At 74.2% G+C, this 14,513-nt stretch carries 12 protein-coding genes; 7 read left to right on the top strand and 5 right to left on the bottom strand.

The window, feature by feature from the left end; genetic code table 11:
* Positions 1-2 precede the first annotated feature (2 nt).
* Entirely contained in the window at positions 3-2,573 is a 2,571-nt protein-coding gene (locus tag ACFWIC_RS06345) for an FtsX-like permease family protein (RefSeq protein WP_329950806.1), read from the top strand.
* Positions 2,574-2,775: 202 nt separating this feature from the next.
* Here ACFWIC_RS06345 and ACFWIC_RS06340 read toward each other — a convergent pair whose 3' ends face one another.
* Positions 2,776-4,413, bottom strand: a complete 1,638-nt coding sequence (locus ACFWIC_RS06340; protein WP_380516381.1) for an LCP family protein — start codon at positions 4,411-4,413, stop codon at positions 2,776-2,778.
* A gap of 176 nt (positions 4,414-4,589) precedes the next feature.
* Between ACFWIC_RS06340 and ACFWIC_RS06335 the strand changes: the two genes are divergently transcribed.
* Together ACFWIC_RS06335 and ACFWIC_RS06330 are read left to right on the top strand one after the other, a co-directional pair.
* Complete coding sequence (locus tag ACFWIC_RS06335) at positions 4,590-5,630, top strand: glycosyltransferase family 2 protein (protein ID WP_329950808.1); 1,041 nt, start codon at positions 4,590-4,592, stop codon at positions 5,628-5,630.
* A gap of 110 nt (positions 5,631-5,740) precedes the next feature.
* Entirely contained in the window at positions 5,741-6,454 is a 714-nt protein-coding gene (locus ACFWIC_RS06330; RefSeq protein WP_380516378.1) for an acyltransferase, read from the top strand.
* 129 nt (positions 6,455-6,583) lie between these two features.
* Here the strand turns inward: ACFWIC_RS06330 and ACFWIC_RS06325 are convergent, their stop codons facing one another.
* The 3 genes from ACFWIC_RS06325 to ACFWIC_RS06315 form a co-directional block, all read right to left on the bottom strand.
* On the bottom strand, positions 6,584-8,278 hold the full coding sequence (locus tag ACFWIC_RS06325) for an LCP family protein (RefSeq protein WP_380516375.1): 1,695 nt from the start codon (positions 8,276-8,278) through the stop codon (positions 6,584-6,586).
* A gap of 214 nt (positions 8,279-8,492) precedes the next feature.
* Positions 8,493-9,956: an LCP family protein gene (locus tag ACFWIC_RS06320; RefSeq protein WP_380516372.1), complete on the bottom strand. Its 1,464-nt coding sequence runs from the start codon at positions 9,954-9,956 to the stop codon at positions 8,493-8,495.
* Between the two features lie 36 nt (positions 9,957-9,992).
* A complete protein-coding gene (locus ACFWIC_RS06315) occupies positions 9,993-10,784 on the bottom strand; it encodes a TIGR03089 family protein (RefSeq protein ID WP_329882765.1) in 792 nt (263 codons plus the stop codon).
* 103 nt (positions 10,785-10,887) lie between these two features.
* On the opposite strand from ACFWIC_RS06315, the gene ACFWIC_RS06310 reads away from it, so the two are divergent.
* Positions 10,888-12,204, top strand: coding sequence for a peptidoglycan recognition protein (locus tag ACFWIC_RS06310; RefSeq protein ID WP_380516369.1), 1,317 nt, complete (start codon positions 10,888-10,890; stop codon positions 12,202-12,204).
* A gap of 107 nt (positions 12,205-12,311) precedes the next feature.
* Here ACFWIC_RS06310 and ACFWIC_RS06305 read toward each other — a convergent pair whose 3' ends face one another.
* A complete protein-coding gene (locus ACFWIC_RS06305; protein ID WP_380516366.1) occupies positions 12,312-12,794 on the bottom strand; it encodes an SgcJ/EcaC family oxidoreductase in 483 nt (160 codons plus the stop codon).
* A 39-nt stretch (positions 12,795-12,833) separates the two neighbouring features.
* Here ACFWIC_RS06305 and ACFWIC_RS06300 point away from each other — a divergent pair, with 39 nt between their 5' ends.
* The 3 genes from ACFWIC_RS06300 to ACFWIC_RS06290 are packed head-to-tail and all read left to right on the top strand — an operon-like array spanning position 12,834 to position 14,512.
* Positions 12,834-13,769, top strand: coding sequence for a DNA-3-methyladenine glycosylase family protein (locus ACFWIC_RS06300; RefSeq protein WP_380516363.1), 936 nt, complete (start codon positions 12,834-12,836; stop codon positions 13,767-13,769).
* Between the two features lie 45 nt (positions 13,770-13,814).
* Positions 13,815-14,069 carry a type II toxin-antitoxin system Phd/YefM family antitoxin gene (locus ACFWIC_RS06295; RefSeq protein WP_380361472.1) on the top strand — a complete coding sequence of 85 codons (255 nt, stop codon included), beginning with the start codon at positions 13,815-13,817 and terminating at the stop codon, positions 14,067-14,069.
* Entirely contained in the window at positions 14,066-14,512 is a 447-nt protein-coding gene (locus ACFWIC_RS06290) for a PIN domain-containing protein (RefSeq protein WP_380361474.1), read from the top strand. Before ACFWIC_RS06295 ends, ACFWIC_RS06290 begins: the two co-directional genes overlap by 4 nt.
* Position 14,513 lies beyond the last annotated feature (1 nt).

The raw sequence follows: 14,513 nt of genomic DNA, 5'->3' as shown, positions 1-14,513 counted from the left end.
CCATGCTGCTCAAGACGTCACTCAGAAGCTTCTTCGCCCACAAGGGCCGGATGCTGCTCTCCCTGGTCGCGGTCGTGCTGTCGGTCGCGTTCGTCTCCGGGACGCTGGTGTTCTCCAACACCGCGACCAGCACCTTCGACAAGCTCTTCGCCTCGACCGCCTCCGACCTCTCCGTCCAGCCGGCCAAGGCCGAGTTCGGCGAGGAGGACGACGACGCCCGGGGCAAGGCGCGGACGATACCCGTCGACACCCTCCAGAAGGTCTCCGTCGTTCCCGGCGTGAAGTCCGCGATCGGTCAGATCTTCGTCACCAACGCCGTCCTGGTCGACCCGGCCACCAACAAGAAGGTCGGCCCGACCAACGGCGCCCCGACGATGACCGGCAACTGGGCGGACACCCCGCGCAACCCGGTCGAGATCACCTCCGGTCACGCGCCGCAGGGCGCCGACCAGGTCGTGCTCGACGCCGACACGGCGAAGAAGGCCGGTCTCGCCCTCGGCGGGAAGCTGCGCGTGCTCACCGCGGACGGCAAGCACGACCTCACCATCGCCGGTATCGCCACCTTCAGGACCACCAACCCGGGCGCGGCACTGGCCTTCCTCGACACCCCGACGGCGCAGGGCCTCCTGCTGGGGCAGGCCGCCTACACCTCCGTCGAGCTGTTCGGCGACGGCAGCCGCTCCGACGACCAGCTCAAGGCCGACGCCCTCGCCAAGCTCGGCGGCGGCTACCAGGCGAAGACGGCCGCCGAGCAGAAGGAGGAGGGGGCCAAGGACGTCGGGTCCTTCCTGGACTTCATGAAGTACGCCATGCTCGGGTTCGCCGGTGTCTCGCTGCTGGTCGGCGGCTTCCTGATCATCAACACCTTCTCGATGCTGGTCGCCCAGCGCACCCGGGAGATCGGCCTGCTCCGTGCCGTCGGCGGCAGCCGCCGCCAGGTCAACCGCTCGGTGCTGGTGGAGGCACTGCTCCTCGGCGCGGTGGGTTCGACGCTCGGCATCGGTGCCGGGCTCGGCCTCGCGGTCGGCCTGATCCAGCTGATGAACGCCGCCGGCATGCACCTCAGCGCCTCGGACCTGAAGATCGGGCTGAACGTCCCGCTCGCCGGGTACGCGGTGGGCATCGTGATCACCGTGCTCGCGGCCTGGATCCCGGCCCGCCGGGCCAGCCGGATCGCGCCGATCGCCGCCCTGCGCGACCACGGGACCCCGGCCGAGGCCCGGTCCAACACCGTCCGGGCGGTCCTCGGCCTGGTGCTGACGGCGGGCGGCGGGGGCCTGCTGGTCCTGGCCGCGAAGGCGGAGAAGGCCGCCACCGGCGGCCAGTACCTGGGCCTGGGAGTGTTCCTCACCCTGGTCGGCTTCGTGGTCCTCGGCCCGCTGCTGGCCACCACCGTGGTCCGGGTGCTGGGGGCGTTCCTGCCCTCGCTGTTCGGCCCGTCCGGCAGGCTCGCCCAGCGCAACGCGATGCGCAACCCGCGGCGGACCGGCGCCACGGCCGCCGCGCTGATGATCGGACTGGCGCTGGTGATCGGTGCCTCGGTCTTCACCTCGTCGGTGATCGAGTCCACCAACCAGCAGATCGACCGCTCGGTGGGCGCCGACTACATCATCTCGGCGGGGCAGACCGGCATCACCCCGGGCATGGTCGACGCGGTGCGGAAGACCTCGGGCGTGGACCACGTCACCGAGCAGAAGTTCCTCCCGGCGGTCTTCACCACGCCGGACGGCAGGACCACGGAGGACGGCATCTCCGCCGTCTCCGCCACCTTCGCCGACGACTTCCGCCTGCCGGTCAAGGCGGGCACCGCCGAGTCGCTCAAGCAGGGCTCGCTGGCCGTCGGCGAGGACTACGCCAAGGAGCACGGCCTCAAGGTCGGCGACACCGTCAGGATCGACTACGGCAAGGGGCGCACCCAGTCGCTGCCGGTCGGGGTCGTCATGACCAAGGGCAACTCGCTCTTCGACGGCTCCACCTTCGCCGACCTCGCCGCCGTGACGAAGGCGGTCCCGGCCGCCGACCTGCCGGTCGACGCGGTGCTCTTCGGCAAGGCCGTCTCCGGGGCGGACGTCACCAAGACGCTCGCCGCACTGGAGGAGTCACTCAAGGAGTACCCGCAGGCCTCCGTCCGCGACCAGGCCGGCTACAAGGAGCTCGTCCAGGAGCAGGTCAACACCCTGCTCTACATGATCTACGGCCTGCTCGGCCTGGCGATCGTGGTCGCGGTGCTCGGCGTCGTCAACACCCTGGCGCTCTCGGTGGTCGAGCGGACCCGCGAGATCGGCCTGCTCCGGGCGATCGGGCTCTCCCGCCGCCAGCTCCGCCGGATGATCCGCCTCGAATCCGTGGTGATCGCGCTGTTCGGCGCGGTGCTCGGCACCGGCCTCGGCCTGGCCTGGGGGATCACCGGCCAGCAGGTGCTCAAGTCGCAGGGGCTGGAGGCGCTCGCCGTCCCGGTCGGGACGATCGTCGCCACGCTGGCCGCCTCGGTGGTCATCGGTCTGCTGGCCGCCCTCGTCCCGGCCTTCCGGGCCGGTCGGATGAACGTCCTCTCGGCCATCGCGACGGACTGACCCGGTCCGTCCGGGGTCGGACCGGTCCGACCTCGGACGGACTCCCGAGGGCGTCCCCCCGGTCGGGGGGCCGGGGGGACGCCCGGCAGGAAGGGGCAGGGTGCCGATGCGCACCCTGCCCCTTCCCGTCCGTCCGCGGCTGCCCTGCTTCCCTGCCTCCCGCGCACCTCCGGGGGCGGGGGAGTGGCGGTTCGGGCCCGACTCAGGGGCAGATGATGTCGCTCGCCCGCCCGGCCCCCGCGGCCGTGTCGGCCGCCGCCGCGCCGGTGCCCGCGCCGGGTGCCTGGGCGGTCGGCGCAGGCGGCGGCGGTGCCGGCACCGCCGCCGAGGGACTCACTACCGAGGGACTCACCGTCTTCGCGCCGAGCGAGGGGCTTGCGGGCGGCGGGCTCCCGAGCGGCGGGCTCCCGAGCGAGGGGCTTGCGGGCGGCGGGCTTGCGGCCGCCGGGTAGTCCCCGCCCACGTACACCTGCAGCGTCGGCCCCAGCCCCGGGACGGGCGTCAGCTCGGCCTCCGGCAGCGCGCCGGACAGCGTCCGGGCCGACTCGGCCCAGCGCGGGTCGTACCGGATCACGCTCCGTCCGCCCGCCGTCCCGACCGGGGCGTTGGACGGCGCACCGGTGGTGGCGAAACCGGCCCGCCGCAGATCGGCGTCGGCCCGGGCCCCCAGCCCGGCGACCCCCGCCGCGTTGAACACCTGGACGTGCACCTGCTCGGGGGCGACGGCCGGCACCGCCGTGGGCGTCGCCGGCGGCGTCGCCGCGGCCGGTCCGGAAGCGCCGGACGGCGCGGCGGAGGCCGTCGCCTCCGTCGGCGGCCGTCCGGCCCGTACCGCGTCGAACAGCGCCCGCGCCCCGGCCCGGTCCCAGAGCACCGTCGAGCCCCACCCGGGGACCTGGTGGTCCACCGCGGACAGCGGCACGGTCGCGAAGTCGGCCCGCCCGGCGGTGAGGTCCTTCATCCGGGTCGCCAGGGTGATCAGGTCGTCCGCCGTGAGGCCCTTGTCGGCCTTGACCGAGCCGAGGACGCTGTCGGTCACCCGGGCCAGCCGGACCGGGCTGAGCAGGGTGCCGCCGCTGGTCAGCTGGTGCAGCAGCTGGGCGACGAGCTTCTGCTGCCGGTGCATCCGGCCCAGGTCGGAGCTGCCGTCCAGGTGCCGGGCCCGGACGTACTTGAGTGCCCCCGCGCCGTCCAGGGTGCTGGTGCCGGCGGGCAGGTCGAGGCCGGAGTACTCGTCCTTGAGCGGCTTGGCGGTGCAGACCCGCACCCCGCCGACGGCGTCCACGGCGGAGACGAACCCGGCGAAGTTCACCTGTAGGTAGTGGTCGATCCGCAGCCCGGTGTTCTGTTCGACGGTGGCGACGGTCAGCTGCGGCCCGCCCAGCCCGTACGCGGCGTTGATCCTTCCCTTGCCGGCCGGGACCTCCTTGCGGGTGACCCGGTCCCGGTGGGCGGGGATGTCGACGTAGGAGTCGCGGGGGATGCTGATCACAGTGGCCCGCGAACCGTCCCCGGAGAGCTGGACGATCATCATCGTGTCCGTGCAGTGGCAGGACTCGCCGCCGGCGTGCAGCACGTCCTTGAGCGTCCGCTCCGGGATGCCGTCACGCTCGTCGGTGCCGACCACCAGGAAGGTGGTGGAGCCGTCGTCGGCCGGCCGGGCCTGGTCGTTGCTGAAGGCGTCCACCCGGTCGATCGAGCCGAGGCCGTGCAGGAGCGCCCAGCCGCCGCCGGAGGTGGCGAGGACGCTGAGGGCGATGCCCGTGGCCAGCCGGCGGGGCCATGGACGGTGCCGTCGGGGCTGGGCCCCGGACCGGGCGTAGAGGAGGGAGACGGGCATCTCTCGGATGGTAGGGGCGCCCTCCCCCGGGCCGGGTGAGGGCGCGCCGTGGCCTGGGAGTACGGTGGGCCTCGATCGGTGAAACGTTCCTCCGGCCGCCCCGGACCCCGGGGCCTGCGGAGCAGCCCGGACCGGGACAGGACGGCGGCCCGCCCGCACCGGTACGGTTGGCCCCGATGAACACCAAGGCTGCTGAGGAGCTGCCGGCGGTCTCCGTGATCATGCCGGTGCTCAACGAGGAACGACACCTGCGCACGGCCGTCCGGCACATCCTGGAACAGGACTACGCCGGCCCGATGGAGGTGGTGATCGCCCTCGGTCCGTCCTCCGACCGCACCGCGGAGATCGCCGCCGAACTGACCGCCGAGGACCCGCGGGTACGCACCGTGGAGAACCCCACCGGTCGTACGCCCGCCGGGTTGAACGCCGCCATTCGCGGCTCCAGCCACCCGATAGTGGTCCGCGTCGACGGCCACGGCCTGCTGACCCCGGGCTACATCACCACGGCGGTCCGGCTGCTCGGCGAGATGGAGGCCGCCAACGTCGGCGGCGTCATGCACGCCGAGGGCGAGACCGAGTGGGAGAACGCGGTCGCCGCCGCGATGACCTCCAAGATCGGCGTCGGCAACGCCGCCTTCCACACCGGCGGCCTGGCCGGTCCGGCGGACACCGTCTACCTCGGGGTGTTCCGGCGCGAGGTGCTGGAGCGGCTCGGCGGCTACAACGAGGAGTTCGTGCGCGCCCAGGACTGGGAGCTGAACTACCGCATCCGGCAGGACGGCGGCCTGGTCTGGTTCACCCCGCAGCTGCGCGTCACCTACCGGCCGCGTCCCGACGTCCGGGCGCTGGCCAAGCAGTACAAGGACTACGGCCGCTGGCGCCGGGTGGTCACCCGGTACCACAAGGGCTCGGTCAACCTCCGCTACCTCGCCCCGCCGGCCGCCTTCCTCGGCGTGGTGCTCGGGCTGGTCCTCGGCGCGGCCGTCCACCCGGCCTTCCTGGCGGCGCCCGGCGCCTACCTGCTGGGCATCACCGGCGGCGCGCTGGTCGAGGGGCGCGGCCTCTCCGCCAAGGCCAAGGCGATGCTTCCGGTGGCCTTCGCCACCATGCACCTCAGTTGGGGCTTCGGCTTCCTCACCTCGCCGCGCTCGCTGGCCCGCAAGGTGATCGGCAGCAGCGCCCCGTCTCCCGGCAACGTCGTCGCCGAGCGCCGCTGACCGCGCCGCCGGCCCCTACCGCCCCACCGCCCCACCGCCCCGTGCGGTGATCCGGCCAATCCCGCGGACCCGCCCTCCCGTCCCCCCGCCCGGCGCTATCGTCGGGCGCCATGGGGACAGTCGAGGGCGGGTCCGCCGCCGTTGCCCGGGTCGAGGCCAGCGCCGACGTCGACGACCGGGCCGTGCTCGGCCCCGGCACCACCGTCTGGCACCTGGCCCAGGTGCGTGAGGACGCGGTGATCGGCGCCGACTGCATCATCGGCCGGGGTGCCTACGTCGGCCCCGGCGTACGGATCGGCGACCGGGTCAAACTGCAGAACCACGCGCTGGTGTACGAGCCGGCGGTGGTCGAGGACGGCGTCTTCGTCGGCCCGGCCGCGGTGCTCACCAACGACCTCTACCCGCGCTCGGTGGACGTCGACGGCCGGCTCAAGCGCGGCGACGACTGGGACGCCCGTGGGGTGACGCTCCGCCGGGGCTGCTCGATCGGCGGTCGTGCCGTCCTGGTCGCCGGGGTGACGGTCGGCCGCTGGGCGCTGGTCGCCGCCGGTGCGGTGGTGCACCGGGACGTCCCGGACTTCGCGCTGGTGGCCGGTGTCCCGGCCCGTCGGATCAAGTGGGTCGGCCGGGCCGGCGAGCCGCTGGAGCCGGCCGGCGAGGGCCGGTGGCGCTGCCCGCGCACCGGTGAGGAGTACCGGGAGACGGACGGCGTGCTCACGCCCGCCGAGCCAGAGCCAGAGCCAGAGCCGGAGCCAGAGCCAGAGCCGGACCCGGAGTCGGCCCCGGACCCGGCCCCGGAAGCGCCGCCGCCACATCAGCCGTAACACCCGCAGCATCCCCGGCGCTCCGCACTCCGGGAGCGCCGAGCAACCCGACGGACCCAGGCGCGGACCCGGGCGAGGGCCAGGACGCGGACCCTGGCGCAGGTCCTGGTCCACACGGCCGCAGGAGCGCTACTTCGCGCAGACGTCGGTGTCGTCCGCCTGGACCCGCTGGAGGTCCTTGGGCGCCTCGGTCGGCACCGCGCTCGGCGTCCCGACCTGGGCCTGGGCCGTCGGCAGGTCCTTGCCGAGCACCACCACCAGCCCGTCCTTCGCCCCCGCCTTCGGGTCCGCCTTGACCGCGTCGGCCGGCAGGCCCAGCGCGGTGGCCAGCGAGGCCGCCTCGTCGGCCTTCCCGGCCGGGTGGGAGACCGTGGTGGTCGGCACGGTGGTGGCGTTGGCACCTGTCGCGGCCTTGGCGAAGCCCTGCGTCCGGAGCCGGTCTACGGCCTGCTGTGCCTGTCCCGGCGTCCCGGTGCCGTTGCGCACCGTCACCCGGACGCTTTTCGCGTCCGCGGCCGCCGCGGCCGTCGAGGGAGCCGCCGCGGCAGCGGACGACGGGGCGGCGGACGGTGCCCCGGCCGCGGGTGCGGTCTCCGGAGTCGCGGGCGGGGCCGTCCCGGTCAGCGACCGGTCGTTCCCGATCATCGAGAAAAGCTGCCCGGCGTCCGGCTGCTTGGCCACCAGCCGGTTCTCGTCCGCCGGGTCGTCCACCACCGGCACCGTGGCGAAGGTGATGTGCTCGGTGTCGACCTTGCTGACGTCCAGTGCGAGGTCCTTCAGCTTGTCGACGCTGCCGATCCCCGAGTCGACGGTGAGCGCCTTGGTGGCGGCGTCCGCGAGCTTCCACAGCTTGGCCGGGTTGGTCAGGGTGTCGCTGCTCTTCACCGCGCGGATCATCGAGCTGATGAACTGCTGCTGGAGCGGGATCCGGGTGAGGTCGCCGCCCAGTCCGACGGCGTGCCGGGTGCGGACGAAGGCGAGTGCCTCGTCGCCCTGGACGACGTGCCGGCCCTTGCTCATCTTCAGGTGCGAGTCCGGGTCGTTGATGTCCTTGGCCGCGCACACCTCGACGCCGCCGACGGCGGTGGAGAGCGTCTTCACGGCGTCGAAGTTGACCATCACGAAGTGGTCGACGCGGATCCCGGTCAGTTTCTCGACGGTCTTCCAGGTGCAGCCCGGGTCGCGGCCTTCCTGGCCGAGGCTGTTGTTGAACATCGTGCGCGCAGAGCCGGGGATCGTCTTTCCGTCCGCGGTCCGGCACTCCGGGACTTCCACCATCAGATCGCGCGGAATGCTGATCGCGGTCGCATTGCTGCGGTCCTTGGCCACGTGGAACAGCATCGTGGTGTCGGCGTGCCCGGCGCTGCCCTCGTCGCCGTACTCGCGGCCCAGGCCCTCCCGGCTGTCGGTGCCGATGACCAGGACGTTGAGCGCGTCACTGGTGGCCTTGGGCCGCTCCGCCTCGTCGCCCAGCTGCACCTTGACGGCGGTGATGTTGTTGTTGAAGTGCTGGTACGCGTAGTAGGCGCCGCCACAGCCCGCCACCAGGACCAGCGCGCCGATCCCGCCGGTCCACTTCAGCAGCCGCCGGCGACGGTTGCGCTTCCTGGCGCCGGCCCGGCGGTGGGCGGCGCGCCCGCCGGTGCGGGCCTGGTGCGGGACGGTCGCGGGCGTCCCGCCCGCCCCGCCCGCCGCGGTCGGTCCGGGCCGGGCACGACGGCGCTGGGCGGGGATGCCGGCGGCCGGGTCGAGCCGGTACTGGCCGGTGTCCGGGTCGAGCACCCACTGGTCGGCGGGGTCGACGTCGTGGCTGTCCTGCTGCACGGGCTTTCCCCTCCCTCCGACCGGTCCACCGGCGGTTCGCGAATTGCGCGACCGACTCGGACACCCTAGACGAGCCGGGTGGGGGAATTGTTCCTCGTGTGATCTCCGCCATGTTCGCGCACCGCAATTCCGCAGGTGAATCGAGTCCTGGGAATTGCCGGGGAGAACCTGCGAAGATCATGATCCGTACACGAAAGTGTGACCTGAACCGAGGTCAATGCACGGTGCAGGCGTCCACGTCGGCGGTCCGCCCTTCGAAGGACGGGGGAGCCGTCGCGGTCGGCGACGCCCCGGATGCCCGCTCGGCGCCGCCGCCCGGCCCGGCCGCCGCAGCGTCCGCCTCCGCCCCGGCCGCCGCACCGACTGCCGTGTCGGCCGCACCGGCCGCCGCCTCCGCCGCGGAGTCCGCCGCCGCAGCGGCCGGGGCGCCCGCCGACGCGCCGGCCCCCGGGGACGGAAGGGCCGTCGCCGAGGGAAGGGCCGTTGCCGACGGAAGGGCCGTCACCGACGCGAGGGCCGCCGCCGAGGGGCCGGTCCCTGCCCCCGGTGAGGCCCCCGCCGAAGGGGTCGACCCCGGTGGCCGGACGGTCACCGGCCGGTCGTCCCGCAGGGCCGTGAACAGCTGCGTGGTCTGCGGCTGCACGAACTCGTCCCGGTCCGAGTCGAACCGGTACGGCCGGCGCGGGGCGGTCAGGAACACCACGTCCGACGACGGGATGCCGCGCAGGTCCTGGGTGAGGTCGTACAGCGCGCCGAGCGAGGAGAGCCCGCTGTCGGCCTGGACGGAGGAGGTGGCCGCGTCCAGGACCGGCCACAGCTTGGTGGGGTTGAGCAGCACGTCCTGCGACTGGGCCTTGCGGATCAGCGCCGCCAGGAACTGCTGTTGACGCCCCATCCGCTGGGTGTCGCTGCCGTCGCCGAGGGTCTCCCTGGCCCGGACGTAGCCGAGGGCCTGCTCGCCGCGCAGGGTCTGGCGCCCGGCGAGCAGGTCCAGTTTGGCGTCCTTGTCGTGGATCGCCTGCGGGACGCACACCTCGACCCCGTCGACGGCGTCCACCATGCGCTTGAACCCGGCGAAGTCGAGGATCACGTAGTGGTCGATGCGGATGCCGCTGAGCTGTTCGACGGTCCGGATCGAGCAGGCCGGGCCGCCTGTCTCGAAGGCCGCGTTGAACTGCATCAGGCTCTGGCGGCTGCGGGTGCCGTCCGGCTTCTGGCAGGCCGGGACGGTCACCATGACGTCCCGCGGGATGGAGACGGCGGTCGCGTGGTGCCGGTCCGCCGCCAGGTGCAGCAGGATCGTGGTGTCCGAGCGCTGGCCGCCGGCCGTGCCGTAGGTGGCGTTGGCACCGGTCCGGTCGTCGCTGCCGATCAGCAGGATGTTCTCGGCGCCCCGGGCCCCGGCGGTCCGGCTGGGGCGCTCGGCCTCCAGCCGGGCCAGCAGCTGGTCGGTGGTGGAGTCGGTCCGAATGTTGCCGTCGAGCTTGCGGTAGGCGATCCAGAGCAGGGCGCCGCAGGCGACCAGGACGAAGGCGAGGGCGCCGGCGGTGATCATCAACCACCGTCGGCGCCGTCGCCGGGGCGCGGTCGGAGTGTCAGGAGCGTCCGGGCCCGGAGTGCCCGGGCCCGGATCGTCGGGGTTCTCGGTCGGGGGGTGCTCGGTGTCGTCCTCGGCCATGGCAGGGATCCCTACCCGCCGGGCCCGGACCGGGGGTTACCCGAGGCGCAGTGTCACCCGTTCGGATTCCACCCGCTTCTCCCACTGCTCGGCGCTCAGGCCGTCCGAGTTGCGGCAGAGCACCACCGACGCGCCGGCCGCCAGCGGAGCCAGCAGGCCGGCCTCCAGGCCCGTCCAGCCGTCGTACGAGAGGGTGGAGAGCACCCGGTCGCCCGGCTGCAGGCCGAGCCGGGCCGCGCCCTCGCGGGCGAGCCGGACGGTCTGGTCCCCGGACAGCTTCAGCGGCAGACCGTCGACGAAGGTCTCCAGCGCCGGTGCGTCCGGGGCGACGGGGGAGTAGGGGGCGAACCGGTCGCCCTGGCCCGGCACCTCGGCGGCGTAGTCGAGGAAGCCGTCCGGGCGTTGCGGGAACCGGCCGCCGAGCGGGCGCAGGGCGAGTGCCACCCGTTCGCCCTCGCACGCGTGGGCGGCCTCCAGGCCGTCAGGTCCGCTGACCACCAGGTCGGTGGTCGACGGGTCTCCGGCGGGCAGCGCCACCACTCCGACGGACCAGCAGGCCAGCAGCCATACGGCGCTCTGCCAGTGGGCCGGTAGCAGGAGGGCGGCGCGGTCGCCCGGGCCGGCGTTCAGCTCGTCCTGGAGCAGGTTGGCGGTCTTGGCCACCCAGTTGTCGAAGGTCCGGGCGGACAGCTCCACCCGTTCGCCGGTGGCGTCGTCGTAGAAGGTGACCAGCGGGGCCGCAGGGTCGACCGAGGGAGTGCCACCTCGCAGGAATGCGTGCAGCAGCTCGACGGGGGTTTGGGCATCGGCAGCGAAAGGCGCAGTCATGGTGCGCCCCAGCCTACGGCCTTCGGGTGGACGACCGGGAGGGTGGTGGAGCAGGTGCGGAGCGGCGTGGCGCTCGGGGCGGTTTGAGGTGAACATCCCGTTTATGCGCATCTTTTCCCCGATCGTCCTGCCCGCCGCCCTCCGTCCGCTGCCCGGCCTCCGTTCCCTGCCGGTCCTCCGGCGCCCGTCGGCCCACCGCCCCCCGGCCGCCCGCCGTTCCCCGTCCGCGTACCGACCGCCGCCCGCCCGTGCCGCCCGCCGGCCCGTCAGTTCCCTCCGCGGCGCCGTCCCCGCCGCCCTGCTCGCCGGCTGCACCGCCGCCCTGCTGCTCCAACCGGCGGCATCCGCCGCGTCGGCCGGCCCGTCCGCCCGGATCCGGACCTCGGCGGGCGGCGGGTCGGTCACCACCCTGCCGCTGACCGCCGGTCATCTCCTCACGCCGCGCACCACCCCGCGGTTCGAACTGCTCGGCGTCGGCTGGGACGGCCCCGCGAGCTCGCTGGCCGGCGGTACCGTCCGGGTCCGCACCCGGGACGCGGCCACCCGGGTGTGGAGCGGCTGGCACGAGCTGGAGACGGACGGCGAGGACGGTCCGGACGGCGCGGCCCACGGCCCGGACCGTCTGCCGCGCGGTGCGACGGCACCGCTCTGGACCGGGCCGAGCGACGGGGTGGCCGTCGAGGTGCTGCCCGGTCCCGGCGGTCTGCCGGCCGGGCTGCGGGTCGACCTGGTCGACCCGGGGCACGGCGCCGACTCCGCGGCCGTCCGGACGCTGCCCGCCGAACCCCCGGGCGGCGGTCGACGGGTGGGTCACCAGGCGCCGCGGCCCGGGATCGTCACCCGGGCCGGCTGGGGCGCCGACGAGTCCATCCGCGAGGCGGAGTTCGCGTACACCGGTGCGGTCCGGGTCGTCTTCGTCCACCACACCGCCACGGCCACCGCGTACGAGTGCGCGGACGCGCCCCGGGTGATCCGGGCGATCTACCAGTACCACGTGCAGGGCAACGGCTGGCGGGACATCGGCTACAACTTCCTGGTCGACCGCTGCGGCACCGTCTACGAGGGCCGCGCCGGCGGCACCGACCTGCCGGTGCACGGCGCGCACACCCTGGGCTTCAACACCGACTCGGCCGGCGTCGCGGCGATCGGCACCTACGTCACCGACGTCCCGCCGCAGCCCCTGCTGGACGGCCTGGCAGGGATCTCCGCCTGGAAGCTCGGTCTCACCGACCAGGACGCCGCCGGCCGTACCCAGCTGGTGTCCGGGTCGAACGCCAGCCGCTACCCCCTGGGGACGAGAGTCGGCTTCGACGCCGTCTCCGGCCACCGCGACGGCTTCAACACCGAGTGCCCCGGGGCCGCCCTCTACCCGCTGCTGCCCGACCTGCGGACCCGGGCCGCCGCGCTCCAGGGCCGCTGACCCCCCGCTGCCCGCCGGACCCTTCCGCCGCCCGCACCCCCGCGCGCCCCACCGCCGGGGTGCGGGCGGCGGGGCGAAGGAGACGGCGATCAGGTGCCGCCCCGGCGTCACTCCGGCCCCGGCCCCCGCCCGGTCAGCCCCCGCAGCTCCGCCGTCAACGCCTGCGCGAGGTCCGGCCGCAGGTCGTACCGGGCGGGGGTGTTCTGCAGCAGCGTGATCCGCCACCCCGCCCCCGCGTTCACCGTCTGCACCGCGTTCAGCGCCGGGTCCGGGTCCTCCGCGTCGTCCGGCACCAGCCCCGCCACCGCGTCCAGCTGCGCGACCCCCGGCCCCAGTGCCCGGACCCGCCGCACCTTGGCGACGTACTCAGGGGTGGCGTGGTCCGTGAAGATCCGGCCCGGTTCGGCGGCCATCACCGATCGCCCGCTGTGCCGGGTCCCGTCGAACCCGATCACCTCGCCGTCCGCCGCGAACGGTCCGGCGAACGCCGAGCCGTCCCGCAGGTTCCACCCCTCCAGGGCCCGGCGGTAGAGGGCCCGGACCGCGTTCCGGTCCCCCGGGGAGAGCTCCGGCAGCCGCGTATCGTTCATACCCCCATGGTCGGGGGCGAGCGATGGAGGTGCACGGCGATGAACGGCGCAGTCGCGACGGTGGAGGGCACCGCCCGCCGCTGGCGGCCCGGTTTCCCGCTGGACGCGGCCCGGACCCTGCTCCCGCTGCGCCGCGGCCCCGCCGACCCGTCGTACCGGACCACGGGGGACGGCGCGGTCTGGCGGGCGTCCCGCACCCCGGCGGGTGTCGGCACCCTGCGGGTGCTGGCCCGCCCGGCCGAGGGCGCGGTCGAGGCGAACGCCTGGGGTCCGGGCGCCGAGTGGCTGCTGGACCGGCTGCCCGTCCTGCTCGGCGCCGAGGACGACCCGGCGGGCCTGGTGCTGCCGCCCGGTCTGCTGCGCGACGCCCAGCGCGCGGCGGCGGGGGTGCGGCTGGCCAGGACCGGCCTGGTCATGGAGTCGCTGGTGCCGGCGATCCTGGAGCAGAAGGTCACCACCAGGGAGGCCTACCGGGCCTGGCGCACCCTGCTGCGGGACTTCGGCACCCCGGCGCCGGGCCCGGCCGAGGACATGTGGGTGGCGCCGTCGGCGCGGGAGTGGGCCATGGTGCCGAGCTGGGAGTGGCACCGTGCGGGTGTGGACCCGAAGCGCTCGGCGACGGTCCAGCGGGCCGTCCGGCTGGCACCCCGGCTGGAGGAGGCGTCCGCGATGGACCACACCGCCGCCTTCGCCCGCCTCACCGCCGTCCCCGGGATCGGTGTCTGGACGGCGGCCGAGACGCTGCAGCGCAGCAACGGGGATCCGGACGCGGTCTCGGTCGGCGACTTCCACCTCCCGAACACGGTCGGCTGGGCGCTGGCCGGCCGGGTGCGCAGCGACGACGCCCAGATGCTGGCCCTGCTGGAGCCGTACCGTCCGCACCGCCACCGGCTCTGCCGCCTGCTCGCCTCCACCGGCGCCCACGCACCCCGCTTCGGCCCCCGCCTCGCCCCCAACGACCACCGCCACCGCTGACCCGAACTCACTCCGCGGTGTACTACGCCGTAGTACCGTGGGTGCATGGAAGCAACCATGCGGGAGCTGAACCAGCAGACGGCCCGGGTGATAGGAGCCGTCGAACGCGGTGAGACGGTGACCGTCACCAAGGACGGCCGCCATGTGGCGACGATCGTGCCGCCGAGCCTGGCCGAACCCGTGTACCCGTTCCGGACCGATCCGATGGGGGACGAGGTCGACGACATGCCGGTCGTCGGCGGTGGCGGCGGCCGCATCCTGGCCGACCTCGACCGGCTCATGGAAGGCTTCGGCGAATGACGGCGGTCGCGGTGGTCGGGGACACCGGCGCCCTGCTCGCCGCCTACGCGGGGGACGAACCCGATCACGTCGCCTGCCGAAAGGCCCTGCGGACCGTGGGCCATCTGGTCATCTCGCCGCTGGTCCTCGCGGAGCTGGACCACCTGGCCACCAGAGCGCTCGGCCCGGCCGGGGCGATGCGCATCCTCGACGACGTGATCGACAAGTGTGCCGTCGGCCGTTTCGAGGTGCCGGAGGTCGCCTCGCACCTCGCGGCGGCCAGGGTCGTGATGCGCAGGTACCCGGCGCTGAACGTCGGCCTGACCGACGCGGTCAACGTCGCGTTGGCAGCCGAGTTCCGCACCGACGCGGTGTTGACGGTCGACCGGCGCCACTTCCGTGCGATCCGGCCGTTGAGCAACCACGACGCCTTCCGGCTGCTGCCGGACGACCTCGGCAGCTGAT

The sequence above is a fragment of the Kitasatospora sp. NPDC127035 genome (assembly GCF_042726075.1).
Taxonomy (GTDB): domain Bacteria; phylum Actinomycetota; class Actinomycetes; order Streptomycetales; family Streptomycetaceae; genus Kitasatospora.
This window is presented reverse-complemented; position numbering and strand designations above follow the sequence as displayed.

Excerpts from the sequence above, each read along its gene's own strand:
- ACFWIC_RS06345 (WP_329950806.1), top strand. The coding sequence starts at position 3 with ATGCTGCTCAAGACGTCACTCAGAAGCTTCTTCGCCCACAAGGGCCGG.
- ACFWIC_RS06330 (WP_380516378.1), top strand. The coding sequence starts at position 5,741 with ATGGGGACAGTCGAGGGCGGGTCCGCCGCCGTTGCCCGGGTCGAGGCC.
- ACFWIC_RS06290 (WP_380361474.1), top strand. The coding sequence starts at position 14,066 with ATGACGGCGGTCGCGGTGGTCGGGGACACCGGCGCCCTGCTCGCCGCC.
- ACFWIC_RS06305 (WP_380516366.1), bottom strand. The coding sequence starts at position 12,794 with ATGAACGATACGCGGCTGCCGGAGCTCTCCCCGGGGGACCGGAACGCG.
- ACFWIC_RS06310 (WP_380516369.1), top strand. The coding sequence starts at position 10,888 with ATGCGCATCTTTTCCCCGATCGTCCTGCCCGCCGCCCTCCGTCCGCTG.
- ACFWIC_RS06300 (WP_380516363.1), top strand. The coding sequence starts at position 12,834 with ATGAACGGCGCAGTCGCGACGGTGGAGGGCACCGCCCGCCGCTGGCGG.
- ACFWIC_RS06335 (WP_329950808.1), top strand. The coding sequence starts at position 4,590 with ATGAACACCAAGGCTGCTGAGGAGCTGCCGGCGGTCTCCGTGATCATG.
- ACFWIC_RS06320 (WP_380516372.1), bottom strand. The coding sequence starts at position 9,956 with ATGGCCGAGGACGACACCGAGCACCCCCCGACCGAGAACCCCGACGAT.
- ACFWIC_RS06315 (WP_329882765.1), bottom strand. The coding sequence starts at position 10,784 with ATGACTGCGCCTTTCGCTGCCGATGCCCAAACCCCCGTCGAGCTGCTG.
- ACFWIC_RS06340 (WP_380516381.1), bottom strand. The coding sequence starts at position 4,413 with ATGCCCGTCTCCCTCCTCTACGCCCGGTCCGGGGCCCAGCCCCGACGG.
- ACFWIC_RS06295 (WP_380361472.1), top strand. The coding sequence starts at position 13,815 with ATGGAAGCAACCATGCGGGAGCTGAACCAGCAGACGGCCCGGGTGATA.